Source organism: Kitasatospora sp. NPDC004289, assembly GCF_053602875.1.
The window spans coordinates 92,447-116,015 of record NZ_JBSGEL010000021.1; the positions used below are offsets into that span (position 1 = coordinate 92,447).

Genomic DNA, 23,569 nt, shown 5'->3' on the forward strand with positions numbered 1-23,569 from the left:
ATGCGGGTAGCGGTCACCGGAGGCTGCGGCTTCATCGGCTCGCACGTGGTGGAGCGGCTGCTGGCGGCCGGTCACCAGGTCCTGGTGGTGGACACGGTCACCCAGGGCCTGCACCCCGCCGCCGACCACGCCCGGGTCGACATCCTGGACCCGGACGGCTTGGCTGCGGCCTTCGAGGGCAGCGAGGTGGTCTTCCACCTCGCCGCGATGGCCGACGTCGGGCAGGTCGAGGCCGATCCGGTGCGCTCGGTGCGGCTCAACGTCGAGGGCACCACCTGCGTCCTGGAGGCCGCCCGCCGCAGCGGCCTGGCCCGCACCGTGCTGGCCAGCACGGTCTGGGTCTACGGCGCGGCGGCCGGTGAACGGAGCTCCTCGGCACCGGAGTTGGACGAGGACACCGCCTTCGACCTCAGCCGCAGCGGGCACCTCTACGTGGCCGGCAAGCTGGCCGCCGAGCTGGTCGCCCACAGCTACCGCGAGCTCTACGGCCAGCACTTCACCGTGCTGCGCTACGGCATCCCCTACGGCCCGCGGATGCGCGACGAGCTGGTGATCGCCCGCTTCGTCCAGGAGGCGCTGGCCGGCCGACCGATCACCATCGCCGGGACGGGCGCCCAGACGCGCAACTTCGTCTACGTCGAGGACCTCGCCGACGCCCACGTCCGGGCCCTCGACCCCGCCGCCCAGGACCAGACCATCGCCCTGGAGGGCAGCACCCCGATCTCGATCCGGGAGATCGCCGACACCGTGGACCGCCTGCTCGGCCCGGTCACCGTCGAGCACGTCCCGGCCCGGGCCGCCGACTACGCCTCGCGCCGGATCTCCAACGCCAAGGCCGCGCGCCTGCTGGGCTGGAAGCCCGGCACGCCCTTCGCCGAGGGAGTGCGCCGCTACGTGGACTGGTACCGCAACAACGCTCCCGCCGGGAGCGAATGACCCTCTTCCGTCAGGGAGTTCACCGTTGCCGCACGCCTTGCTGATCTCCGGCTCGCTCGGCCAGGGCCACGACGTGATGGCCCAGGCCTGCGCCGAATCGCTGCACCGACGCGGCTGGACCACCCGCACGGTCGACGCGATGGCCCTGCTCGGCCGCCACGGCTCGGCCGTCGGCGAGCGGGTCTTCCGCCGGCTGCTGGACCTGCCCGGCGCCTACGACGCCTTCCACTTCGCGGCCCTGCGCCCGGGCACCCGGATCGCCCTGCTCGCCGAGTCGGCGGCCCGCGCCCGGCTGGTGCCGCGGCTGCGCGAGCTGCTGGCCGAGCAGCCCGCCGAGCTGGTGGTCTCGGTCTTCGCGACCGCCACCGCGGCCGTCAACGAGCTGCGCCCGAGCCTGCCCGGCACCGTCCACCTGGTGCTCTGCACCGATGTGACGCCGCACCGCCTCTGGGTGCAGGAGGGCACCGACCTGTTCCTGGTCACCTCGGAGGTGGCCGCCTGCGCCGTCCGCCGCTACCGGCCGCAGGCCGCCGTCGCGGTGGTGGCCGCGCCGCTGCGCCCGGGCTTCTACGCCCCGCCCGGGCGGGACGAGGCCCGGGCCGAGCTGGGCGTGCCGGCCGGGGCGCGGTGCGTGCTGCTGATGTCCGGGGCCTGGGGGCTCGGCCCGATCGCGCGCACCGCCCGGGCGCTCGCCGAGGCCGGGCCGCACGTGCTCGCGGTGGCCGGCCGCAACCGGGAGCTGGAGGCCCGGCTGCGCTCGCTGGCCCGGCGGCAGCCCCGGCTGCACGCCTTCGGGCACACCGAACGGATCCCGGCACTGATGGCCGCCGCCGACCTGGTGGTCACCAGCTCGGGCGACACCTGCAGCGAGGCCCGGGCGATCGGCCGCCGCCTGCTGCTGCTCGACGTGGTGCAGGGCCACGGCCGCGACAACCTCCAGCACGAACTGGAACTGGGGCACGCCGACGTCACCTCGGCCGGCCCCGAGGAGGTGGTCCGCAACGCCCTCGCGGCGCTCGGCCGCCCGCTGCCCCCGCCCTCCGCCGGGGCCGATCCCGGGGTGTGGGAGAAGGGGTTCGCCGAGGCCCTCGCGCGGGTCGGACTCGCCGACTCCGCTCAGTCGTACGGATAGTGACGCCTGGTCAGTTCGTGGTCGCGCAGCGGGCCGATCTCCAGTCCGAGCCGCGAGCAGTGCTCCGCCACCAGCGGGAGGGCGTCCAGGGCCGAGCGCCAGGAGCCCGGCGCGGAGGTGCAGTCGGAGTCGTGCAGTAGCACCGTGGCCCCGCCGTGCAGGCCGGGGTGGAGCGTGCGGTAGACCGAGGCGGGGGTCGCCCCGGCGCTCCAGTCCCGGCCCCAGGCCGTCCAGAGCACCGGGTGGAGCTTCAACTGCCGTGCGGCGAGCAGCAGTCCGGTGGTGAGCACGCCGTAGGGCGGCCGGTACCAGAGCGGGCGGTGGCCGCAGAGCTCGGTCACCGCCTCGACGGTGCGCCGCAGTTCGCGCGCGTCCCGGGCGGGGGAGGGCCCCCACTGCGGGCGGTGGGTCCAGCCGTGCACGGCGACCTCGTGGCCGCGCGCGGTCAACTCCCTTCCCAGAGAAGGGTGCTGCTCCAGCATGCTGCCGAGGAGGAAGAAGGTGGCGGAGACCCCGAGCGCGTCCAGACGGTCCAGGAAGAGCGGAGTGGAGGCCGGGTCGGGGCCGTCGTCGAAGGTGAGCGCCACGTGCCCGGCGGCCCCGTGCCCGGCCAGGCGGCGGAAGAGCAGCCCGCGCACCGGGGCGAGCCGGACGGCCGCCGGTGCCAGGTGCACGGCCTCGGCGGAGGTGGCGGCCAGCAGGGCGGCCCGGCCGGCGCCCATCAGCCGAACCGCGAGTTCAGCCGCTGGAACAGGTGCGGCGCCGTCCCGTGCACCCGCCCCGGCACCCGGAACCAGCCGGGGACGAACAGCTCGTCGCGCCGTCCGACCACCGCGCGGTACACGGTCTCCGCCACCCGCTCGGGCGGGCTCGGCTTCGGGTGATCGCGCTGGTACGGAGTGCCCCGGCGGGCGAAGAACGGCGTGTCCACCGGCCCGGGGACCACCACCCGCACGGCCACCCCGCTGCCGCGCAGCTCGTACCGCAGGCTCTCCGCGAACAGGCCGAGGGCGGCCTTGGTGGCGGAGTAGACCGCCTCGTCGCGGACCCCGACCGCGCCCGCGATCGAACCGACCAGCACGATCCGGCCCCGTCCGCGCTCCAGCATGCCGGGCAGCAGCAGGCGGGAGAGGCGGAGCGGGGCCAGCAGGTTGAGTTCGACCATGTCGGCCAGCACGTCCATCGGCATCCGCGCGAAGGGGCCGCGCCAGCCGATGCCGGCGTTGGCGACCAGGACGTCCACCCGGCCGTCCACCGCGAGGGCGCGTGCGGCCAGCCGTTCCGGCCCGCCCGGGGCGGTGAGGTCGGCGGGGATCGCCAGGCCGCCGGTGGCGTCGGCGACGGCGCCGAGGCGGGGGCGGTCGCGGCCGGAGAGCAGCAGGCGCCAACCGGCCGCCGCGAGGCGGGTGGCCGTGGCGGCGCCGAGGCCGCTGGAGGCGCCGGTCACCAGCGCGACGGCCGGAGCGGGGTGCGGGGTGTCAGCCATGGATCACCGTCCACCGTGTCGGCGGTGCGGCGGCGGTGGCCGCCGTGCCGGAACTCCCACCGTCTCACCGGACCGGCGGGCGCGCCCTTCCGCGGGGGCGGCGCGCGCTCGCCTCCGGCGGGATGGCGGAGGAGACGGGGGGCGGGTCGGAGGAGGCGGCGGTGGGGCCCGGAGCGGCGGCGGACGTCGAGTCGGACGTGGTGCCTGGCGTGGTGGGGACGGAGGGCGGGGTGACGGCAGGGCCCGCAGTGGGGGCGGACGCGGTGCTGGGGCCGGGGGGCGGGGCGTCGGTGCCGACCTCGCCGAAGCGGGCCAGGGCCAGGACTCCGCCGACGGAGACCAGGAATCCCACGGCCGCGAGCCAGCCGAGGCCGGGGCGGGCGTGGTCGCCGAGGGCGAGGACGCCCACCACGCCGGGGCCGACGGTCTCCGAGACCCCGGAGGCGGCGGTGGCCGCGGTCACCGAACCGCGTTGCAGTGCGAGGGCGTACGCCAGGTAGCCGCCGAGGCCGCCGAGGGCGAGTGCGTAGGCCGCGGGGTCGGTGAGCACCGAGAGCGGCCCGGAGACCTCCAGGACCCGGACGGCCAGGCTGGTCACGCCGAAGCCGACCCCCGCCAGCAGCCCGAGGCCGACGGCCACCCCGTCGCCCTCCCACCGGGCCAGCAGCGCGGTGAGCAGCAGCATCGCGAAGGTGGCCAGCAGCAGGGCCAGGTGGAACGCGGGCCCGGCCCGGTCGCGGCCGGTGGCGCCGGAGGCGGCGGCGAGCAGGACCAGCCCGGCCACCACGGCACCGATGGCCGCCAGGTCGTGCGGCCGGAGCCGGACACCGAGGTAACGGACGGCGGCCGCGGCCGTGACGGCGAGGCTGGCATTGGTCAGGGCCTGGACCAGGAAGAGCGGCAGGGTGCGCAGCGCGACGATGCTGAGCGCGAAGCCTCCGACGTCGAGCGCGGTGCCGAGCACGAACGGGCCGTTGCGCGCCAGCCGGGCCGCCAGCCCGGCCCGTAGGACGGACTCGCGGGGCACGGCCCGGGCGCCGCGCGCCTGGAGGACGGACGCGAAGCCGAAGCAGACGGTCGCGGCCAGTGCGGTGGAGAGCCCGAGGATCATCCCCACCAGTCTCCGGCCGCGCCCCGCCGCACGCAGGGCGGACGCGGCCGGACGGCCGGACGGCCGGCGCGGGCAGCGGGGAGCAGGGACTGATGCCCCGTCGGCCCCGCCGCACGCGGGCAGTCCGGCCCGGTGCGGTGGGCAGACCTCGGCGGCGCGGTCCCCTCCCCAGCCGTACGGAAGGGAAGCGGCCACGTCGGTGTGCCCCCGGGCCCGTCGGCCGGCCCGCCGTGGTGGAGGGTGACGCGCCGTCAGGCCGTCGAAAGCCGGGGACGGTTGGGGCTGGTGTGCCTTGTGGGGCGGTTGTGAAGATCGCTAGCATGCGGACGGGATCGCATCGGAGCAGGCCGGAAGGGGCGGGACCGTGGCACGGCTGTCGGAGTCGGTGGAGTCCGGACCGGGCCGGCCGGGCTTACCCGGGCGCGAGGCGGAGCGCGCCGCTCTCGACCGTGCGGTCGAGCGGCTCGCCGCCGGGCACGGCACGGTGATCGACCTCGCGGCCGACCCGGGGCTGGGCAAGAGCGCCCTGCTCCACCTCCTCGCCCGGCTGGCCGCCGACCGCGGCGCGACCGTGCTGCGCGCCCGCGCGGAGGGCCCCGCCGCCAAGCCGTACCAGGTCTTCCGCGACGCCTGGGCCGCCCGCCCGCACCGGGGCGACGACGAGGGGCCCGACACGGTCCCGTGGGACACCGGGGCCGACCACGAAGTGCTGCGGAGCCTGCGCGACCGCGGGCGCGAAGCCGTCGGGACGGTGCTGCTGCTCGACGACTTCCACCTCTGCGACCCGGCCTCCGCCCGCCTCACCGAGCGGCTGCTCGGCGAGCCGCCGTCGGAGCGACTGCTGCTGGCCCTCGCCCACCGACCCCGGCAGACCCCGCCCGCCCTGCTGGCCGCGCTGCACGACGCCGACCAGGCCGGCACCGCGGTCCGGCTCGAACCCGCGCCGCTGAGCACCGCGGACGTCGCGGCCCTGCTCCCGGAGACCGCCGCGGGCCGGGCCCAGGTACTGCGCGCCGCCTCCGGCGGGAACCCGCGCATCCTGCACCTGATGCTCGCGGCCGGTCCGGACCCGGACCGCTGGCCGGAGCGCACCGATGCCGCCGCCGGTCCGCTGCTGCGGGCCGCCGCGCCGCTGCTGGCCGAACTCGACGCCCTCCCGGCGGCGACCGCCGAGGTGCTGGCCGCCGCCTCCGTGGTGGGAGAACCGTTCCGGCTCGGCGACGTGGCCGAGGTGGCCGGGCAGCCCGCCGGGCCCGCCGCCGACGCGCTCGCCGAACTCGCCGGGGCCGACCTGGTCCGCCCCGCCGGTCCCGGTGGCGACCTGGTGTTCCGTCACCCCGTGCTGGGCCGCCTGGTCCACCACCGGCTCAACCCCGGCCGCCGCCTGGCGGCCCACCGCCGGGCCCTGGCCCTGCTGGCGGCCCGGGGCGCCCCGGCCGCCGTGCTGGCCCGGCACGCCGAGCAGCTGCTCAACGGCGGGGAGCCCGCAGGCACCCTGCCGGTCCTGGTGGCGGGAGCGGCGGAGGTGCTGGCCCGCTCGCCCGCCACCGCCGCCCGCTGGCTGAAGGCCGTGCTGGACTCCGCGCCGTCCGGGGGCGAGGCCTTCGACGCCCGGACCCGGGCGGAGCTGACCCTGGACCGCTGTCGGGCGCTCACCGCCGCCGGCCGCCTGGAGGAGGCCCGCGCGCTCGGCCACCAGCTGCTGCGCACCCCCGGCGGCCTGCCGGAGCCGCTCGACGTGCAGGCGCTGGCGGTCTGCGTGGGCGTCGAGCGGCTGCTCGGCCGGTACGCCGAGGCCGACGCGATGGCGCGCACCGTCATCGACCGGCTGCCCGATCCGCTGCCCACGCCGCTGCCCGCCGCCACCGGCGGGCTGGTCTTCGACTACGGACTGCTGCGCGCCGTCCGGGGCACCGTGGCCGGGGTCCGCGACCTGGCCCACCGGGCGGCCGCCGCCAGCCCGCCGGGGGCCGACGCCCGCACCGCGCTGGAGGTGCTGGCGGCCTTCTGCGACGCCTACGACGGCGACGTCCCCCGGGCCGCGCCCGAGGCCGAGCGGTGCGGCCGGCTGGTCGACGCCGCCCCGGACACCATCGCCGGGCGCGCGCCCGAGGTGCTCGCCCTGCTCGGCTGCGCCGAGCTCTACCTGGAGCGCTTCACCGACGCCCACCGGCATCTGACGCGGGGTCTGGCCACGGCCAGCGGCGGTGCCCACAAGCACATCGCGGTCAACCACCTGCTCGGCCTGTCGATCCTCGACCAGTGGGCCGGGCGCCTCGACGCGGCCCAGCGGCACGCCCGGGAGGCCGAGCGGCTCGGCGGCGAGATCGGCGCCCCCGACGTGGTCGGGCTGGCGATGGCGATGCGGGCCAGCGCGCTGCTCTGGGCCGCGCCCCGGCGCCGGACCGCCGAGGTGCTGGCGCTGGCCGAGCAGGGTCTGCGGCACACCGTGCCCGGCACCGGCTGGTGGGCCGGTTCCGCGGTCGGACTGCTCGCCCAGGCCCAGTTGGTGGCCGGGGACCCGGCGGCCTGCCTGCGCACCCTGCTGGAGGAGAGCGGCGGCGAGGACCTCCACCTGCTCCAACCCGCCGCGCACCCTTCGCTGTTCGCGCTGATGACCACGGCGGCGCTGCTCTGCGGGGACTTCGACACCGCCCGCCGCAGCGTCGCGGCGGCGGACGCCTCCTCGGCGCGCCTCGGACGCCTGCCGTTCCAGCAGACCCAGGCGGACCGGGCCGCCGCCGCACTGGCCTTCGCCGAGGGCGACCCGGCGCGCTCGGCCGAGCTGGCGATGGGGGCGGCCCGGGTGCTGCGCGGGCTGCGGATGCCGGTGCAGTACGCCTGGACGGTGATCGCCGCCGCGCCGGTACTGGCCCAAGTGCGCGGCGCCGCAGCCGCGTTGGGCCCGCTGGACGCGGCGCTGGAGGCCGCCCGCGGCTGCGGGGCGCTGCGGCTGTGCGAGGACGGGGCCCGGGTGCGGGCCGCCCTGACCACGGCCGGCGGGCCGGTCGTCGCCGCTCCGGCGGAGGATCCGGCGGCGCTGCTCAGCGCCCGCGAGCGCGAGGTGGCGGAGCTGGCCGCGGACGGGCTGTCGTCCCGTCAGATCGCCGGGTTCCTGGTGCTCAGCCCCCGGACGGTGGACACCCACCTCGGCAGTGTCTACCGCAAGCTCGGCGTCTCCTCCCGCTCCGCCCTGGCCCGGCTGCTGCACCGTCAGGCCTGAGGAGGGCGGCGGCGGTTCGGTACGTACCTTGCGCAGTTCTACCGATGCCCGGACCCCCGGGCCCGGGACAGACTCCTCGGCGTTCCCCTCCGAACACCCCGACCGTGGAGAGACCATGCAGCTCAAGCGCGCCCTGGGGGCCATCGCCCTCGGCGTCACCGTCCTGACCGCCGTCCCCGCCCTGGTGGTGCCGCAGGTGGCGGCCGCCGCCGACTGCGGCACCAACTGTGACCCGTGGGACGACCCGAACCTCGTCAACGACCCGATCATCGTGATCGGCCACAACCCGCCGGAGAGCGGCCCGGGCGGCGTGCCGTGGTACGGCGGTGGCGGCGGCGGTGTCGGCGGCTCGGCCTCGGCGACCGTCGCCAAGGTCGGCGAGACCACCCAGGAGAAGGAGTTCTGCAAGGTCAACACCCAGCTCTACACGGTGCCGCTGAAGGTCACGGTCGACGTGGTCAGCAGCTACAAGGTGTCGGGCTCGCTCTCGGCCTCGGTGCTGGACGCCCTCAAGGCGAGCATCGGCGCCGAGTTCAGCAGCACCCGCACCCTGTCCTACACCGTGGACGTCAAGCTCCTCTCCGGCCAGAGCTACGGCCTGTTCTCGCAGTACCAGACCATCACCTACGCCGTCACCCTGCCCAACGGCTCCACCCAGATGGTGGACGTGCAGAAGCCGACCGGCACGGTCATCGACGCGCCCTGCTCATGACCCGTCAGCTCCCTGCGGCGGCACGGCGGGTCAAGCCCGTCGTGCCGCCGCTCGGCGCCGAGGTGATCTCCGCCGGGGACCGCCTCCGCGCGCTCGACGCCCTGGCCGCACTCACCTCCGCCGCCACGTACCTGGACGACCCGGACCTGTTCCACCGGCCCCGGGTCCGTACCCGGCTGCACCTGTCCCGGGTCGGGGCGGCCGACCCCCGGCTGCTCGCCGAGGCGCTGGGCACCGCCGCCGAACAGCGGGTCGCGGCAGGCCTGTTGGCGGTCCGCTCGGTCCGTGCCGAACTCGCCGAGCGGCCCGGAGAGCGGCCCTGCTTCACCCCGGCCGCGCTCGCCGAGCTGAACCGGCTGCTGCTGGCCGGCGACCCGAACGTCCCCGGCGGGGGCGGTTTCCGGCGCACCCCCGCCACCGTCACCTGGCCGGACGGGCAGCGCTTCGTGGTCGCGGTGGCGCCGGGGCGCCCGCTGCTGGGCCAGGTCGAGCGCTGGTACCGCTGGGGCACCCGCACCGGCTCGCCCGCGCTGGACGCGGCGGCACTGCAGATGGTCCGGCTGTTCACCGTCCACCCGTTCCCGGACGGCAACGGGCGCACCGCCCGGCTGTTGGCCCAGTGCGACCTGGTCGGCGCGGGACTGATGCCCGGGCTGCTGCTCGACCTGGAGGGCTGGGCCGAGCTCAACCGGGACGCCCTCGACCGGGCCGTGGTGGCCGCAGCCGACGGCGAACTCCCCTGCTGGGGCGAGCTGTTCGCCCGGGCGGTGACCGAGACCGCCCGCCACCGGACGGCCACCCTGGCCGAGTACCGGCGGATCCTCGACGCGTCCGCCGCCTCGGTCGTCGAGGACCGGGCGGCGGTCGCGGTCCTGAACGCCTTCCGCTCCGCCCCGGCGGTCTCCGCCGAGTCGCTGCGCGGAGTGCTCGCCGAGGACCCGGCCCCGCCGCTGGCCCGGCTGCGCTCCGCCGGGGTCCTCGCCCCGCACCCCCGCCTGCCGGGCGCCCTGGTCCACCCGGGGCTGCTGGCCGTCCTCGACGCCCCGTACCCGGGCCCCTGACCGCCGTCGACCGCGGCGGTCAGGCCGCGGGGTCCGGCGCGCAGCCGCGGAGGACGAAGGCGATCACGTCGTCCAGGGCGGCGGCCGTCTCCTCCGGCGGGAGCAGTCCGCTGGCCGCCAGGCCGGCGAAGCCGTGCACAGCGGCCAGGGCCGGGAGGCAGAGCCGCTCGGCCGGGCCGGGGCGGACCTCGCCGGTGCGCTGACCCTCCGTCACCAGCTCGGCCGCCTGCAGCAGGCCCCGGTGGGCGGCGGCGGTGAGGGCCTCGGTGGCCTGCGGGTCGTGCTTCACGGCGTACATCAGGTCGAGCAGCTGGGGGTGGGCGGTGGCGAAGCCGACGTAGGCGCGGACCAGGGCGCCGAGCCGGTCGGCGAAGGAGCCGGCCGGGGCGGGGGCGAGGGCGGCGTTGAGCCGCTCGAACCCGGCCAGGGCGAGGGCGTCCAGCAGGGCCTGCTTGTCCTTGAAGTGGCGGCTCGGAGCGGCGTGGCTGACCCCGAGGTCGCGGGCCAGCTCGCGCAGCGAGAGGGCGGCCGGGCCCTTCTCCCGCAGGACCTGCTCGGCGCGCTCCAGCAGGGCGGCTCGGAGGTCTCCGTGGTGGTAGCGGCGGGGGTGCATGAGCGCACTCTACCCGCTATGTGATCACTGGCTACATTGTTGTCATTGACAGCATTGTTGTCGATGCCTACATTCGGACCATGGCCAACACAGCGAAGTGGAACACCGCCGACATCCCCGACCAGTCCGGCCGCCGGGTGGTGGTGACCGGCGCCAACAGCGGCCTCGGCATCGCCACCGTCGACGCGCTCGCCCGGGCCGGGGCGCACGTCGTCCTCGCGGTGCGGGACGTCCGGCGCGGCGAGGCCGCCGCCGCGGGCGTCAAGGGCGCGCGCGGCAGCGTGGAGGTCCGGCGGCTGGACCTGGCCGACCTGGCCTCGGTGCGGGAGTTCGCCGAGGGCTGGGAGGGCGGGCTGGACGTCCTGGTCAACAACGCCGGCGTGATGAACGTCCCCGAGGGCGCGACCAAGGACGGCTTCGAGACCCAGTTCGGCACCAACCACCTCGGGCACTTCGCCCTGACGAACCTGCTGCTGCCGCACCTCACGGACCGCGTGGTCACGGTGGCCTCCGGGATGCACAAGTACCCGGGCAACCGGATCCACTTCGAGAACCTGAACCTCAAGGGCGAGTACCACGCGATCCGGGCCTACGCCCAGTCCAAGCTGGCCAACCTGCTCTTCACGCTGGAGCTCCAGCGGCGCCTGACGGCCTCCGGCTCGCCGGTCCGCGCCTTCGCGGCCCACCCCGGGTACGCGGCCACCAAACTGCAGAGTCACGACGGCAGCGCGGTGCGCCGCGCCCTGATGGCGGTCGGGAACCGGATCATCGCCCAGGACAGCCGGGCCGGCGCCCTGCCCTCGCTCTTCGCCGCCACCATGGACCTGCCCGGCGCCGCCTACGTCGGCCCGGACGGCTTCGCCGAGAACCGCGGCCACCCCACCCTGGTCGGCCGCACCGCAGCCGCCAGCGACCCGGTCAGTGCCGCTCGGCTCTGGACGGAGTCCGAGCGGCTGACCGGGACGGGATTCGCGGGGGAAGCGCGTCAGTGACGGTGCGTCAGTGACGGTGCGTCAGGACGGCACCGTCCAGCGCTGGTTGGCGTTGCCGGTGCAGGTCCAGACGATCAGTGCGGTGCCGTCGGCGGTGCCGCCGCCGGAGGCGTCGAGGCAGAGGCCGGACTTGACGTTGCGCAGGGTCCGGTCGGCGGCGCGGTAGGTCCAGGACTGGGCGGGGGTGCCGTTGCAGCCGTACAGCTGGACCACGGTGCCGGGGGTGACGGCGCCGTTGCGGACGTCCATGCACTTGCCCTTGGCGCGCAGGGTGCCGTCACCGGGGACGGCCCAGGTCTGGGCAGCGGTGCCGTTGCAGGTGTAGAGCTGCAGGGCGGTGCCGTCGGCGGAGTTGCCCCCGGTGACGTCCACGCACTTGCCGCTGCTGCCGGTGACCGGCCCGGCGGGGGTGACCGGGGGCAGGGCGGCGGCGATCGCGGAGGCGACGGTGAAGACGTCTCCGGTTGGCGTGGTCGGGTAGGCGGTGGTGCCGCGCGCCCAGGCGTCGTCCATCGCGAAGAAGTCCACGGCGGCGGGTGCGGTGCCGGTGGCCAGGGCCGTGTCCAGGGACTGGAAGTAGGCGGCCCAGCGCTTGGCGTAGAGGTCCTTGACCAGGCCGGCGTACTCGCGGGCGGCGTAGTCGCGCAGGCCGTTGCCGTCGGCCTGGGAGCGGTTGCCCCAGGTGGTGACGAGCGAGCGGGCGTCGTACCGCAGCCGGTCGGTCTCGGCGGCGGAGGCGCCCCAGCCGTCGGTCTGGGTGAGCCAACTGCCCACCAGGAAGCGGCTGTCGGTGGCCATCAGCTCGTCGAGGGCGGCCAGGTCGCGGTTCCACTCGGCGGTCAGCGCGCGGAAGGCGGTCAGGTCCTTGGCGGTGTGGGCGGCGGCGATCTGCGGCAGCAGCGCGCGGCCGCGGTTGTCCAGGGCCTGGCGGGCGGTGTGCAGCAGGTCGAAGCGGTAGGCGTCGCTGGTGCGCAGGGCGGGGGCGACCCGGAGCAGGCTGGTCAGCGCGTCCTGCACGGTGGCCGGGTCGTAGCGCAGCGCGCCGGGGGACCAGCTGGCCGAGGTGCTCGCGGTGAGCGAGGGCCGGGCGGTGAACAGGCTGTCCTGCGGCTCGGCCCAGCTGCCGGAGGGCATCGAGTACGGGCCGGCGCGCAGCTTCTCCCAGGCGGCGGCCGCGTCGGCGTCGGCGGCGCCGTAGCGCGCGGTGGCGTAGCCGCGGAACCAGGCGGTCTGGTCGATCGGGCCGGCCGACCAGGCGAGGTCGGCGAAGAGCGCGAAGGCGGCCGGGTCGGTGCCGGTGCCCTCGGGCATGTAGGCGATGCCCTTCACCGCGCTGCCCGGCTTGGTCAGCCACTGCTGGAAACGGGCGGTCCAGACTGCGGAGTTGGCGCCGAAGGTGGTCTTGCCGCCCATGTTGGCGATGGTGCCGAAGGCGTACGGGGTGCCGTGCCAGGAGGTTTCCCGGTCGAGGTTCTGGTAGCGGTCGGAGAGGCCGTCGACGATCAGCATCCTCGACTTGTCGACACCGGCCAGCAGCGCGTCCGAGGGATTGTCCTGCCAGCCGAGGACGGCCCAGGTGGCGTCCGGGTGGGCGGTGAGCATGGCGCGCTGGATCGCGCCGGCCGCGGTCGTGACGTCGATGTCCCCGGCGCTGCCGCCCTCCTGGAGCGGGTCCATCTTGAACATGCTCGAACTGCCGAAGGCGGCGGCCTGGTTGGCGTAGTAGGCGGCGGCGACCTCGGGGAAGCGACGGTCGTTCGGGTCGAGCCAGGACGGGCGGGTGAAGCCGACCCAGGAGCCGGGGGCGACCACGTGGGCGCCGGGGTTGCGGGCGGCGAAGTCGGCCGGGACGGTGCCGAAGTAGCCGGGCAGCACCGGGGTCATGCCCAGCGCCCGGAGCCGGTCGCAGATCTGCCGCCCGACGGCGGCCCGGGCGGCGATCAGCTCGGCCGAGACCGCCGTGGAGGCCGAGCCGGACATGTTCTGCATCAGCCACCAGGGCTGGTGCGCGGGGCCCGGCACCCAGGACCGCAACTCCGCCTCGCCGTAGCCGAACTGCTGCAGCGTCCGGTAGTAGGGCTGCTCGGCGCCGGCGGTGACCAGCACCTCGTTGATGCCGTGCAGGGCGAGCACGTCGATCTCGCGCTGGTAGTCGGCGAAGCTCCGGTAGGCGCCGGTGTAGCCGTTGTCGACGTCGTTGAGAGCGTAACGGTGCGGCACCACCGAGGAGTTGGTGTACGGGGCGGCGACCGCCGGGAGGGTCGCGGGCAGGGCGGAGGTGCTGGTGCCGGGCAGGCCGATGTCCACGTGCGCGACGTTGCGCAGGTACCAGCCGACGCCGGTCAGCAGGGTGGCGGGGCTGGTGCCGGAGACCTGGATCGCGCCGGGGCCGCCGGAGACCGAGAAGGAGTCGACGCCGGGGGCGGTCCGGTCGACGGGCCGCAGGACGAACTGCGAGGCCTGGGCCGGGAGCAGGCGCTGCAGGCTCGCGGCGGCGGGGGAGGTGTCGAAGGCGGCCGCCCGGGCGGCGGGTGCGGAGGTGAGCCCGGCGCTCACCGCGGCCAGGGAGATCAGCACGCCGGACAGGCGCCGGCGGAATCTCGGCTTCATGGTCGTCTCCTGGGGAATGCGCTGTGGGGGATGGCATTATTAACGGAGCGTCCGTAAATATCTCGGCGGCGTGCCGGAGTGTCAAGGACCCGGGCGTGGAAACCCGTCCGGACCGCCGGTCCGGGCGCCCAGTACAGTGCGAGACCGGCCCGCACGAGCGCGGCCGGCCAGGAGAGTCAGGAGGGAACCGGGTGCCCACCCAGCGAGCGGCCACCGGGCCGCACGTGCTGCGCGCGATGAACGCCGGCGCGGTGCTCGCCGCGCTGCGGGCCACCGACGCGCCCGCCGCGAGCGTCAGCGCCCTCGCGGCGGCCACCGGGCTCTCCCGCCCCGCCGTCACCCGGGCCCTGGCCGCGCTGGCCGAGGACGGTCTGGTGCAGACCGTCACCGCGGCGCCCGAGGCGGCGGCCCCCGGCCGGCCGGCCCAGCACGTGCGCTTCCGGGCCGAGGCCGGCCACGTCGCGGGCGTCGACATCGGGCCGCACAAGGTGCTGGTGGTGATCGCCGACCTGGCGGGCGGGGCCCGGGCCGAGCGGCGGGTGACGGTGGGTCAGGACATCGACGGCCCCGGGCTGTTCGAGACCGTCCGCACCGCCCTGACCGCCGCCGTCGCCGAGGCGGGGCTGGCCCCGGCCGACCTGCGGGCGGTCAGCGTCGGCACCCCCGGCATCGTGGACCGCGAGCGCGGCGAGATCCTGGTCGCCCCGAGCATCCCGGGCTGGGCGGGCCTGCCGGTCGTGCCGCGGCTGCGGGAGTGGCTGCACTGCCCCGTCCTGATCGACAACGACGTGGACCTCGCCGTGCTCGGCGAGCGCTGGCGCGGCGGCTCCGGCGACGCGGACAGCCTGGTCTTCGTCCAGTGGGGCGAGCGGATCGGCGCGGGCATGCTGCTCGACGGCCGGCCGTTCCGGGGCGCCGGTGGGGCGGCCGGTGAGCTGGGGTTCATCGACGTGCCGTCCGGTGACGTACCGTCCGACGGGGCCGGTGACGCCGCGTCAGCCGGTCCGCTGACCAGCACGCTCGGCCCCTTCGAGCGCTTCGCGGGCGCCGGCGCGATCCGGCGGCTGGCCGAGGAGGCGGGGGTCGCCCTGGGGCCGGACGGCGAGATCGGCCCGCTCTTCGCCGCCGCCGCCGCGGGCGATCCGGCCGCCGTCGCGGTGGTGGACCGGGCCGCGGACCGGTTCGCCCGGGGCCTGGCCACCCTGCTGCTGCTGGTCGACCCCGGCCGGGTGGTGATCGGCGGCGGCCTCTCCCGGGCCGGCGAGACCCTGCTCGGCCCGGTCCGCCGCCACCTGCGCGACCGGACCCTGACCGGTGCGGAGGTGACGGCCTCGGCCCTCGGCGAGCGCGCCGTCGCGGTCGGCGCCCTGCGCCGCGCGCTGGACGTGGTCGAGCCCACCCTGATCGCCTCGGCCTGATCGCCTCCGCCTGGCGGGCTCGGGACGGCCGTCCGGTCCGCGGCCGTCCGGTCCTGGCGGGGCCGGACTCAGTGGTCGCGGGTCACGGTCCAGGCCGGGAGGTGGTGGAAGAAGGCGACCGGGTCCGGCCGCCAACGGTCGTACCAGGTACCGGCGATGGCCGAGGCGTCCCCGGCGTGGTGTTCGGCGTCGGCCTGCAGCGCGCGGTCGACGCCGTGCCGCCGTCCGATCGCGCGGACCCGGTCGAGGGTCTCCTCGTCGCCGTCCGGGTCGCCCAGGGCGGCGGTCAGCAGCGTGCGTTCGGCCGGGTCGAGGTCGGCGGTCAGCAGCGCCCGGACGGCGTAGCTGCGCCGGCCGGAGCGCAGGTCGGAGCCGACCGACTTGCCGACCGCGGCCGGATCGCCGAACAGGTCGAGCCAGTCGTCGCGGAGCATGTTGGCGATCCCCAACGCGGTGGCGTAGCGCCGCAGTTCGGCGTCGTGCGGGGCGGGGTCGGCCCCGGCGGCCAGCAGGCCGAGCCGGAGCGGGGCGAGGATGGAGTAGCGGGTGGTCTTGTACTCGGTGACCGCGTGCAGGAAGCCGAGCCCGGGGACGGGGCCGAAGTCCCGTTCCAGGTCCAGGAACTGGCCGAGCACGGTGGTGGCCCCGACCCCGGCCAGCTCGGCCGTCATGGCGGCGGCCCGCTCCGGCGGCAGGTCGGCGCCGGCCAGCACGCGCAGCGAGAGGAAGGCGGCCAGGTCGCCCGCGAGCACGGCCAGGCCGGTGGCGGTGCGGGGCTGCTCGGGGTGCTCGTCGAGGTAGCGCTGCGGCACGGAGGGGGCCCCGCGCCGGACGGCCGAGCCGTCGATGACGTCGTCGTGGACCAGGCCGTGGGTCTGGAGCAGCTCGATGCCGATCGCGGCCTCGGTCAGGCCCGGCGCGGGCTGATCGGTGATCAGGGTCGCCGCCTCGTACAGCACCGCCACCCGGAGCCGTTTGCCGCCGCGCAGCGACATGTCCCGCAGCAGGTCGAGGGCGCGTGCGGGGAAGGTGCCGTGCTGCAGGCCGTCGAGGGCGCCGCCGCCCGCCGGGTCGGTCAGCGCGTCGAAGTACGCGGCGAAGCTGGTGTCGAAGCGCTGCCGGTGCTCGGCGGCGCGCCGCAGGGCGGCGATGATCGTCTGGTCCACGGCCCCAGACTTCCATCCGCCCCGCGGCCCGCGCCAACCGCGGCCGGCCGGCGGTCGTCGACCGCCCGCCGGACGTCCCGTCAGGCGGGATCGATCACCACGACCGGGATCTCGCGCTCGGTCTTCGCCTGGTAGTCGTCGTAGGCGGGCCAGTGACCGACCATCAGGGGCCAGTAGGCGGTGCGCTCCTCGGGCGTCGCGGTGCGGGCGGTCCCCTGGAGCACCTCCGGGCCGACCTGGATCCGCACGCGCGGGTCGGCGGCGAGGTTGCGGTACCAGAGGGGCGCCTGGTCGGCGCCGCCCTTGGAGGCCACCAGCAGGTAGCGGCCGTCGGCCTCGCCGTAGATGAGCGGGGTGCGCACGGGCGCGCCCGAGACGCGGCCGACGGTGGTCAGCAGCAGGGTCTGGGTGCCCTGCCAGTACTGGCCCTCGGTGCCGCCGCTGCCCACGTACTGCCGGACGTGGTTCAGCTGCCAGCTGCCCTCGCGGGGGTCCTGGGGGTTGTCCCAGTCGATGTCGTCCACGATCTCTCCCTGCGTTCGTCGGTACGGTACACCGCCTCCAACGTGCCGCAACGCGCTCGGAAACGGTCGGAATTCCGGCGGCCCGGTGTTGCGCGGGTCTTGACGCGCACTGCGTTCACTCTCCAGTCTTTGCTCAAACATGCGCAGTTCGCGCAACTATTGCTCAACTTTGCTCACTACCTGCCACTGGAGAGCATCCATGGGATGGCACCACCGCGTGCTCGGTCTCTGTACCGCAGCCGTCGTCACGGCCGGCCTCGCCGTGTCCGCCGGTACCCCGGCCGTCGCCGACAGCACGGCGGCCAACACCTCCGCCCCGATCGGCGTGAAGCCGATGATGGGCTTCAACAACTGGGCCCGCTTCACCTGCGCCGCGCAGGCCCGCCTGGACGGCACCCGCGACGGCTACTCGTTCCAGCAGTTCATGCAGGACCAGGCCAAGGCCATGAAGGACACCGGCCTGGTCGCGGCCGGCTACACCAACCTCACGGTGGACGACTGCTGGATGCAGCGCACCAGCGCCGGCTACCTGCACGGCGCCGCGACCTGGGGGAGCAGCAGCCAGCCGGGCTACGACTGGGAGCTGACCGACTACGCGGACTACGTGCACTCCCAGGGCATGGAGGCCGGGCTCTACAGCACCTCCGGGGTGAACACCTGTCAGGGCGTGCCCGGCGGCGTGCTCGGCCACGAGCAGGTGGACGCCAACTCGCTCGCCTACTGGGGCGTCGACTCGATCAAGCTGGACAACTGCGGCACCGGCATCACCAACCGCCAGCAGGTGTTCACCACCTTCGCCAACGCGCTGAAGACCGCCACCGCGAACACCAGCCGCAAGATCCTCTTCAACGAGTCGGCCCCGGCCGGCTACGGCCCGACCAGCGCGGAGAAGTACAACTCCCAGGAGTGGGTGCGCGGCCTCGGCCAGATGTGGCGGGTCAGCCCCGACATCGCCGTCTGGCACACCAACACCACCTCCGCGTGGGACTGGCAGCACGGCGGCGACTACTACGAGGGCGGTGTCCTGCAGAACTTCGAGGACACCGTCGCGCTGGCCCGCTACAACGGCCCCGGCAACCACAACGACGCCGACATGCTGCTGATCGGCGACAACAACCAGCTCACCCTCGCCGAGCAGCGCAGCCAGTTCGCGCTCTGGTCCGCGATGGGCTCGCCGCTGATGATCTCCAGCGACGTGCGCAAGATGGCGGCCGACCCGGTGGCCTACGCCCCGCAGCTGGCCATCCTGAAGAACACCGACATCATCGCCGTCGACCAGGACACCACGGCCGGCGGCTACCTCGCCGCCCGTGACGGTGCCTCCACCACCGCCGGCACCGAGACCGTGGTCAAGCCGCTCGCCGACGGCTCCCGCGCCGTCGTGGTGGTCAACAAGAACAACGCCGCCACCACCGTCACCATCGACCCGGCCCGGATCGGCTTCGCCAACACCGGCTGCGCCCGCACCGTCAAGGACCTGTGGAGCCACACCAGTTCGCAGGTCAGCGGCTCCTTCACCGCCACCGTCGGCGCCCACGACAACGTGATGTACACCATCGCGCCCGGCACCTGCGGCACCGCCCTGCCGACCGGCCAGATCCAGGCCGCCCAGTCCGGCTTCCAGGCCTACGCCCTCTGCCTGGACGCCTACAACGGCGCCACCAACGGCACCACCGTCGGCCTGTGGGACTGCCACTCCGGCGCCAACCAGCAGTGGCAGCGCCAGACCGACGGCCGGATCACCTCCCTCGCCTCGCCCTCCCTCTGCCTCTCCGGCGAGACCACCGGCCTCAAGCTGCGCGGCTGCAACGGCGCCGACGCCAAGCAGATCTGGAGCTACGGCCTGGCCGGACAGCTCAAGGCGAACGGCCTGTGCGCCGACATCGCCGGCGGCTCGGTGGGTGACAAGAGCAAGGCCGTCGCCACCTACAGCTGCGGCACCCACCAGGCCAACCAGACCTGGAGCGCGCCCTTCGCCACCCCGCCCACGTCCTGACCGGGTGAGGGGAGGAGCCGGGCGGTCCGCCGAGGGGGCGGACCGCCCGGCTCCGCTTCGCGCTCCGGCCCACGGGTATGTTTCCGGGCGGGCGCCTCGTCCGGGGCGCCCAGAACTACCGGGTGGGGGTTGGACGTTGATGTACACGAAGAGACGGCCGGGCGGGGCGCGGCGGTTCGCCGCGACCGTGACGGCACTCAGCGCGCTGGCGGTGGCCGGGCCGCTCGGCCCCGGGGCCACCGCCGCGCACGCCGATCCGGCCGGCGGCTCCGGTACCGGCTGTGCCGTCGCGGGGCCGGTGGTGACCTGCGGCTTCGACTGGACCGGCGGCCCCCAGCAGTGGACCGTCCCGAGCGGGGTGACCAGCGCGACGGTCACCGCGTTCGGCGCGGCCGGCGGCCGAGGTGACGGCCTGGACCCGGCTGCGGGCGGCCCGGGCGGGCAGGCGGTCGTGACCCTGGCGGGGTTGACGCCGGGTCAGGTCCTGCAGGTCAACGTCGGCGGGTCGGGCGCCCCGGCCCGACCCGGCGGGCCGGTCGGGACGCCGGCCGCCGGTGGATGGAACGGCGGCGGCCGGGGCTACGCGGGCGGGGGCGGGGCCTCCGACGTGCGGGTGGCCGGGGCCACCGGTGAGTACACCCTGCAGGACCGGCTGGTGGTGGCCGGCGGCGGTGGCGGTGCCGGTGGCGCCTCCGGCGGCGGTGCGGGCGGCGGCACCGTCGGCGGGTCCTCGCTCGATCCCGGGCAGGTGACCTCCGGCGGGACCCAGACGGCCGGCGGCTCCAACGCGCAGGGCGGTGCGAGCGCCGAGGTCTTCGGCAGGAAGGTCGACTGCCACGACGGCGGGTTCGGCTCCGGCGGCGGCTGCCTGCTCCAGTCCGACCTGCTCGGCGGGGCCTTCGCCCAGGGCGGCGGCGGTGGCGGCGGCTGGTACGGGGGCGGATTCGGTACCGGTGCCGGACAGGGCGCCGTCGCGGGAGGGGCCGGCAGCAGCCACACCGGCCCGCAGAACGGCGTCGCGGTGACGGACTCGGCAACGGCGACGGGGGGTACCTTCGCCGCGCCGGAGGGGGCCAACGGCAACGGGCGGGTCCGGATCGCCTACGCACTGCCCGGCTACAGCGCCGGTGGTCACCGGGCCGCGGCGGGCACCTGGACGCTGGCGCCCGGACAGAGCGTCAGCAGCGGCCCCGGCGCCGGCAGTCAGAACGGCGCCTACCTGCTCACCATGCAGAACGACGGGAACCTGGTGGTCAGCTCGCCGGACGCCCCCGGGGTCTGGTGGGCCAGCAGCACCTGGGGCAACCCGGGCGCGAGCGCCCGGTTCACCGCCGACGGCGCACTCCAGGTGGTGAGCGCGACGGGCGCCGTCCTGTGGCGCTCCGCCGTCACCGCGGGCACCGGCTCGACCTTCGTCGTCAACGCCGGCGGTGCGCTGCAGATCCTCGACCGGTACGGCGTCCTGCGCTGGTTCGCCTCCCTGACGGGCGAGTTCGCCGGCCTGTCGCTGACCCCGGGCGACGCGGTCTCGGTCGGCGCCGCCAACCACCAGCTGGTGATGCAGACGGACGGCAACCTGGTCTGGTACGACGGTGCCTTCCGTCCGCTCTGGGCCAGCAACACCTGGGGCAACGCGGGGAAGGGCTACCGCTTCGAGTTCGCGCCCCGGGGCACGCTGGCCATCCGGGACGGTGCGGGCACCGGTGTCTGGTCGGCCGGGCCCGCCTCCGGCGGTTGGTGGCTGCGGCTCCAGGGCGACGGCAACATCGTCGTCGCGGACGCCGCCCGCACCCCGATCTGGGCCACCGGGTCGAGCGGCTGACACCGTTCCACCGGGTCGGGCGGCTGACGCCGCTCCACCGGGCCGATCGGCTGACACCGCTCCACCGGGCCGAGCGGCTGACGCCGTTCCACCGGGTCGGGCAGCTGATGCCGCCCTGCGGCCGAGCGCAGGACGGTCAGGCCGGCACCCACATGCCGGCCTGACCGTCCGTCAGGGGTGGATCGGGGAGGGCTCAGGAGCGGATCAGGCGATGGTCCACTGCTGGAGCGCGGAGTTGGTGTTCGGCTGCTGGGTGACCAGGGCGCCGTTGGCGGTGGAGGCGGTGCTCAGCAGCAGGCCGCTGTGGACCGAGGCGACGGTGTAGGCGCCGTTGGCCAGGCGGTTGACGTTCCAGCGCTGGTTGGCGGAGCCGGCCGTGCAGGGCCACTGGATGATCTTGCCGCCGGCCGCGGTGGAGGAGTCGCTGACGTCCAGGCACATGCCCGACTCGCCGTTGGTGAGGGTGTAGGAGCCGTCCGCCTGGGCGGTGAAGGTCCACTTCTGGTTGAGGCCGGTGCCGAGCGTCCAGGTGATCATCTGGGTGCCGGCGGTGGTGCTGTGGTTGGGGTCGTCCAGTGCCTTGCCACCGGTGGCGAGGGTGTGGACGCCGGCCAGGGCCGGGTTGACCGTCCAGCTGAAGGTGGTCTGCGAGCTCGCGGTGCCGGAGGACGCGGTGACGGTGACGGTCGAGACCGCGGCGGTGGTCGGGGTGCCGGAGATCAGACCGCTGGAGCTGATGGCCAGTCCGGCGGGCAGGCCGGTGGCCGAGAAGGTGAGCGGCTTCTGCAGGCTGTCGGTGGCCGAGAGCTGCAGGGAGACCGCGGTGTTGACCGAAGTGGTCTGATTCCCGGGGGAGTTGACCACCACGGACTCGGGCGCGGTGCCGGCGGCGGTCAGCGTCAGCGTCTGCTCGGCGGCGGTGCGGCCGTTGCCGACGGCGCTGCCGCTGCTGTCGGTCCAGGTGCGGCCGGGGGTGGTCTCGGCCAGGCGGCCGGTGGTGCCGGAGAGGCCGATGACCAGGCCGCTGTAGCGGTTGACGATCCGGAAGGTCCCGGGGGCGGAGGTGTTGGAGAGCACCCACCACTGCTGGCCGACGGCCGCGTTGCCGCCCGCGGCGGCGGTCGCGGTCGGGGCGTTGCCCCAGGCGCGGCCGGCGTTGGCGGTGGCGTCCACGCCGAGCAGCTGGTTGGTGGCGGAGTTGGCGATCCGGTAGGAGCCGTCGCCGACGGCCTGGAAGGTCCAGGACTCCAGCGCGGCGCCGGTGCCGGTGGCCACCGAGGTGGTGGCGGAGCTCCCGGAGACCTGGGCCAGGACGCGGCCGTTGCCGTTGGCGATCTTGTAGGACTTGCTCAGGTCCACCGGCGCGGCGGCCGGGGCCGAGGAGCCGACGCCGAGGTTCACGTACTCGCCGGACTTCCCGCCCGAGCACCCGAAGGAGCAGTAGGTGCGGAAGTTCTTGCCGACGATGGCCGAGCTGGTGCGGTTGGCGCTGTCCAGGAACCAGCGGTACCAGGAGGCGGTGTGGTAGCTGCCGGTGTCACCGAGCTTGAACCACTTCTGGGTCGCCAGGTCGGCGGTGGCGTAGATCTCCTGCGGCGCGTTGCCGCTCTGGTCGACCGCCTGCGGCTGGCCGAGGTAGAGGCCGAGGTAGGCGTTCCAGGTGACGTCCATGACGAACAGCGGCGAGGTGGCGGGCATCTTGCCGGCCGCGATCTGCTGGGCGGAGGTGCCGGTGTTCGCCGGGTCGTACTCGCCCGCGACCGGTGTGTACCCGGTGGTGCTGGAGGCACCGACGGGCACCATGTTGCTCTCCTTGCCGCCCTTGCCGGGCTGCGACCAGGAGCCGTCGTACCACTTCTGCCAGGAGCTCGGCGCCATCTTCGCGGAGATCGGGGCGCGCGCCACGTGCTCGTAGAAGGCCTTCCAGCCACCGGACTTGTCGACGATCCGGGAGCCGTAGAAGACGTAGAAGTAGCCGGAGACGGTGTCCACCAGCAGGCGCTGGTCGCCGTCGCCGTAGGAGTAGGTCTGGTTGGGGAAGCCGGTGGTGTCGCCGCGGGTGGTGCTGAACGGCGAGGTGATGACGTGGTCCTTGATCTTCCAGGTCTTGCCCTGGTCGGTGGAGACCGCGTAGTCGATCGCGTCGTAGTGCAGGCCGTCGCCGAAGGGCTGCGGGGTGAACTCGTTGTGCACCAGGCCGTACCAGTCGCCGGTGTCCGGGTCGACCCAGACCCCGGCCAGGTCGCAGTAGTTGCGGTGCGCGTAACTGGCGCTGCCGGTGGCGGCGGTGGCCTCCAGGCCGGTGGGGCTGTTGTTGCAGCGCCAGGTGGTGTCGTTGTTCTTGTCGTTGGCGTTGGCCGGGTTGACGTAGTTGCTGACCGTCGCGTTCCGGGTGGCGGTGTCGAGGTCCGTCCCGGTGAAGAAGTCCCAGTAGCGCGGGTCGTTGCTGCCGTAGAGGGCCGCCGACTGCTGGTACCAGAAGGAGCCGTCCTTGTCGATGTACGGCGCCGCGGGGGTGTCCGTGGGGTGGGTCCACGAGCCGGTGGCGCCGACGGTGACGCTGTAGGTGGGGGCGAGGTCCTCGGCCGAGGCGGGGGTCGGGCTCGCCAGCACGGGGGCGGCGATGGCCAGGACGGTGGCGAGCAGGGCGCCGCCGGTCCTTCTGGCGGGAGTAGGCATGGGGGTACTCCTCAGGGGGTGGTGTGGGGTGATGAGAGCGGGTGATGAGGGCGGGTGATGAGGGTGTCGCACGGAGGCCGAAGTGGCC

At 75.2% G+C, this 23,569-nt stretch carries 17 protein-coding genes; 9 read left to right on the plus strand and 8 right to left on the minus strand.

The window, feature by feature from the left end:
- Window positions 1–936, plus strand: coding sequence for an NAD-dependent epimerase/dehydratase family protein (locus ACWEPF_RS16855; protein ID WP_452173163.1), 936 nt, complete (start codon window positions 1–3; stop codon window positions 934–936).
- Window positions 937–961: 25 nt separating this feature from the next.
- Window positions 962–2,068 carry a hypothetical protein gene (locus ACWEPF_RS16860; RefSeq protein WP_452173164.1) on the plus strand — a complete coding sequence of 369 codons (1,107 nt, stop codon included), beginning with the start codon at window positions 962–964 and terminating at the stop codon, window positions 2,066–2,068.
- On the opposite strand, the gene ACWEPF_RS16865 is transcribed toward ACWEPF_RS16860, so the two are convergent.
- From ACWEPF_RS16865 to ACWEPF_RS16875, 3 genes are all read right to left on the minus strand, one after another.
- Window positions 2,053–2,790 carry a polysaccharide deacetylase family protein gene (locus ACWEPF_RS16865; protein ID WP_452173165.1) on the minus strand — a complete coding sequence of 246 codons (738 nt, stop codon included), beginning with the start codon at window positions 2,788–2,790 and terminating at the stop codon, window positions 2,053–2,055. The two genes, ACWEPF_RS16860 and ACWEPF_RS16865, sit on opposite strands and share 16 nt — an antisense overlap.
- Entirely contained in the window at window positions 2,790–3,554 is a 765-nt protein-coding gene (locus ACWEPF_RS16870; protein WP_452173166.1) for an SDR family NAD(P)-dependent oxidoreductase, read from the minus strand. The genes ACWEPF_RS16865 and ACWEPF_RS16870 overlap by 1 nt, the downstream gene beginning before the upstream one ends.
- A 64-nt stretch (window positions 3,555–3,618) precedes the next feature.
- On the minus strand, window positions 3,619–4,665 hold the full coding sequence (locus tag ACWEPF_RS16875; protein ID WP_452173167.1) for a hypothetical protein: 1,047 nt from the start codon (window positions 4,663–4,665) through the stop codon (window positions 3,619–3,621).
- Window positions 4,666–5,029: 364 nt separating this feature from the next.
- Here ACWEPF_RS16875 and ACWEPF_RS16880 point away from each other — a divergent pair, with 364 nt between their 5' ends.
- From ACWEPF_RS16880 to ACWEPF_RS16890, 3 genes are all read left to right on the plus strand, one after another.
- Window positions 5,030–7,888, plus strand: coding sequence for a LuxR C-terminal-related transcriptional regulator (locus ACWEPF_RS16880; RefSeq protein ID WP_452173168.1), 2,859 nt, complete (start codon window positions 5,030–5,032; stop codon window positions 7,886–7,888).
- A gap of 115 nt (window positions 7,889–8,003) precedes the next feature.
- Complete coding sequence (locus tag ACWEPF_RS16885) at window positions 8,004–8,600, plus strand: DUF6426 family protein (protein WP_452173169.1); 597 nt, start codon at window positions 8,004–8,006, stop codon at window positions 8,598–8,600.
- Complete coding sequence (locus tag ACWEPF_RS16890) at window positions 8,597–9,661, plus strand: Fic family protein (protein ID WP_452173170.1); 1,065 nt, start codon at window positions 8,597–8,599, stop codon at window positions 9,659–9,661. The genes ACWEPF_RS16885 and ACWEPF_RS16890 overlap by 4 nt, the downstream gene beginning before the upstream one ends.
- Before the next feature lie 19 nt (window positions 9,662–9,680).
- On the opposite strand, the gene ACWEPF_RS16895 is transcribed toward ACWEPF_RS16890, so the two are convergent.
- Entirely contained in the window at window positions 9,681–10,274 is a 594-nt protein-coding gene (locus ACWEPF_RS16895) for a TetR/AcrR family transcriptional regulator (RefSeq protein ID WP_452173171.1), read from the minus strand.
- An 80-nt stretch (window positions 10,275–10,354) separates the two neighbouring features.
- On the opposite strand from ACWEPF_RS16895, the gene ACWEPF_RS16900 reads away from it, so the two are divergent.
- Complete coding sequence (locus ACWEPF_RS16900) at window positions 10,355–11,266, plus strand: oxidoreductase (RefSeq protein WP_452173172.1); 912 nt, start codon at window positions 10,355–10,357, stop codon at window positions 11,264–11,266.
- Window positions 11,267–11,287: 21 nt separating this feature from the next.
- Here the strand turns inward: ACWEPF_RS16900 and ACWEPF_RS16905 are convergent, their stop codons facing one another.
- Entirely contained in the window at window positions 11,288–13,876 is a 2,589-nt protein-coding gene (locus ACWEPF_RS16905) for an alpha-N-acetylglucosaminidase (protein WP_452173173.1), read from the minus strand.
- A gap of 191 nt (window positions 13,877–14,067) precedes the next feature.
- Between ACWEPF_RS16905 and ACWEPF_RS16910 the strand changes: the two genes are divergently transcribed.
- A complete protein-coding gene (locus ACWEPF_RS16910) occupies window positions 14,068–15,294 on the plus strand; it encodes an ROK family protein (protein WP_452173174.1) in 1,227 nt (408 codons plus the stop codon).
- Window positions 15,295–15,362: 68 nt separating this feature from the next.
- Here ACWEPF_RS16910 and ACWEPF_RS16915 read toward each other — a convergent pair whose 3' ends face one another.
- On the minus strand, window positions 15,363–16,460 hold the full coding sequence (locus tag ACWEPF_RS16915; protein ID WP_452173175.1) for a polyprenyl synthetase family protein: 1,098 nt from the start codon (window positions 16,458–16,460) through the stop codon (window positions 15,363–15,365).
- An 80-nt stretch (window positions 16,461–16,540) separates the two neighbouring features.
- Complete coding sequence (locus tag ACWEPF_RS16920; protein ID WP_449796391.1) at window positions 16,541–16,984, minus strand: nitroreductase family deazaflavin-dependent oxidoreductase; 444 nt, start codon at window positions 16,982–16,984, stop codon at window positions 16,541–16,543.
- Window positions 16,985–17,183: 199 nt separating this feature from the next.
- Between ACWEPF_RS16920 and ACWEPF_RS16925 the strand changes: the two genes are divergently transcribed.
- The gene (locus tag ACWEPF_RS16925) at window positions 17,184–18,980 is read left to right on the plus strand and encodes a ricin-type beta-trefoil lectin domain protein (RefSeq protein ID WP_452173176.1); all 1,797 of its coding nucleotides are present in this window, start codon (window positions 17,184–17,186) and stop codon (window positions 18,978–18,980) included.
- Window positions 18,981–19,119: 139 nt separating this feature from the next.
- The gene (locus tag ACWEPF_RS16930; RefSeq protein ID WP_452173177.1) at window positions 19,120–20,802 is read left to right on the plus strand and encodes a glycine-rich protein; all 1,683 of its coding nucleotides are present in this window, start codon (window positions 19,120–19,122) and stop codon (window positions 20,800–20,802) included.
- A 204-nt stretch (window positions 20,803–21,006) separates the two neighbouring features.
- Here ACWEPF_RS16930 and ACWEPF_RS16935 read toward each other — a convergent pair whose 3' ends face one another.
- Window positions 21,007–23,481, minus strand: coding sequence for an RICIN domain-containing protein (locus tag ACWEPF_RS16935; protein ID WP_452173178.1), 2,475 nt, complete (start codon window positions 23,479–23,481; stop codon window positions 21,007–21,009).
- Window positions 23,482–23,569 lie beyond the last annotated feature (88 nt).

Coding starts and splice junctions, on each gene's coding strand:
- ACWEPF_RS16890 (WP_452173170.1), top strand. CDS start 8,597: ATGACCCGTCAGCTCCCTGCGGCGGCACGGCGGGTCAAGCCCGTCGTG.
- ACWEPF_RS16855 (WP_452173163.1), top strand. CDS start 1: ATGCGGGTAGCGGTCACCGGAGGCTGCGGCTTCATCGGCTCGCACGTG.
- ACWEPF_RS16905 (WP_452173173.1), bottom strand. CDS start 13,876: ATGAAGCCGAGATTCCGCCGGCGCCTGTCCGGCGTGCTGATCTCCCTG.
- ACWEPF_RS16865 (WP_452173165.1), bottom strand. CDS start 2,790: ATGGGCGCCGGCCGGGCCGCCCTGCTGGCCGCCACCTCCGCCGAGGCC.
- ACWEPF_RS16870 (WP_452173166.1), bottom strand. CDS start 3,554: ATGGCTGACACCCCGCACCCCGCTCCGGCCGTCGCGCTGGTGACCGGC.
- ACWEPF_RS16935 (WP_452173178.1), bottom strand. CDS start 23,481: ATGCCTACTCCCGCCAGAAGGACCGGCGGCGCCCTGCTCGCCACCGTC.
- ACWEPF_RS16930 (WP_452173177.1), top strand. CDS start 19,120: ATGTACACGAAGAGACGGCCGGGCGGGGCGCGGCGGTTCGCCGCGACC.
- ACWEPF_RS16925 (WP_452173176.1), top strand. CDS start 17,184: ATGGGATGGCACCACCGCGTGCTCGGTCTCTGTACCGCAGCCGTCGTC.
- ACWEPF_RS16900 (WP_452173172.1), top strand. CDS start 10,355: ATGGCCAACACAGCGAAGTGGAACACCGCCGACATCCCCGACCAGTCC.
- ACWEPF_RS16875 (WP_452173167.1), bottom strand. CDS start 4,665: ATGATCCTCGGGCTCTCCACCGCACTGGCCGCGACCGTCTGCTTCGGC.
- ACWEPF_RS16895 (WP_452173171.1), bottom strand. CDS start 10,274: ATGCACCCCCGCCGCTACCACCACGGAGACCTCCGAGCCGCCCTGCTG.
- ACWEPF_RS16885 (WP_452173169.1), top strand. CDS start 8,004: ATGCAGCTCAAGCGCGCCCTGGGGGCCATCGCCCTCGGCGTCACCGTC.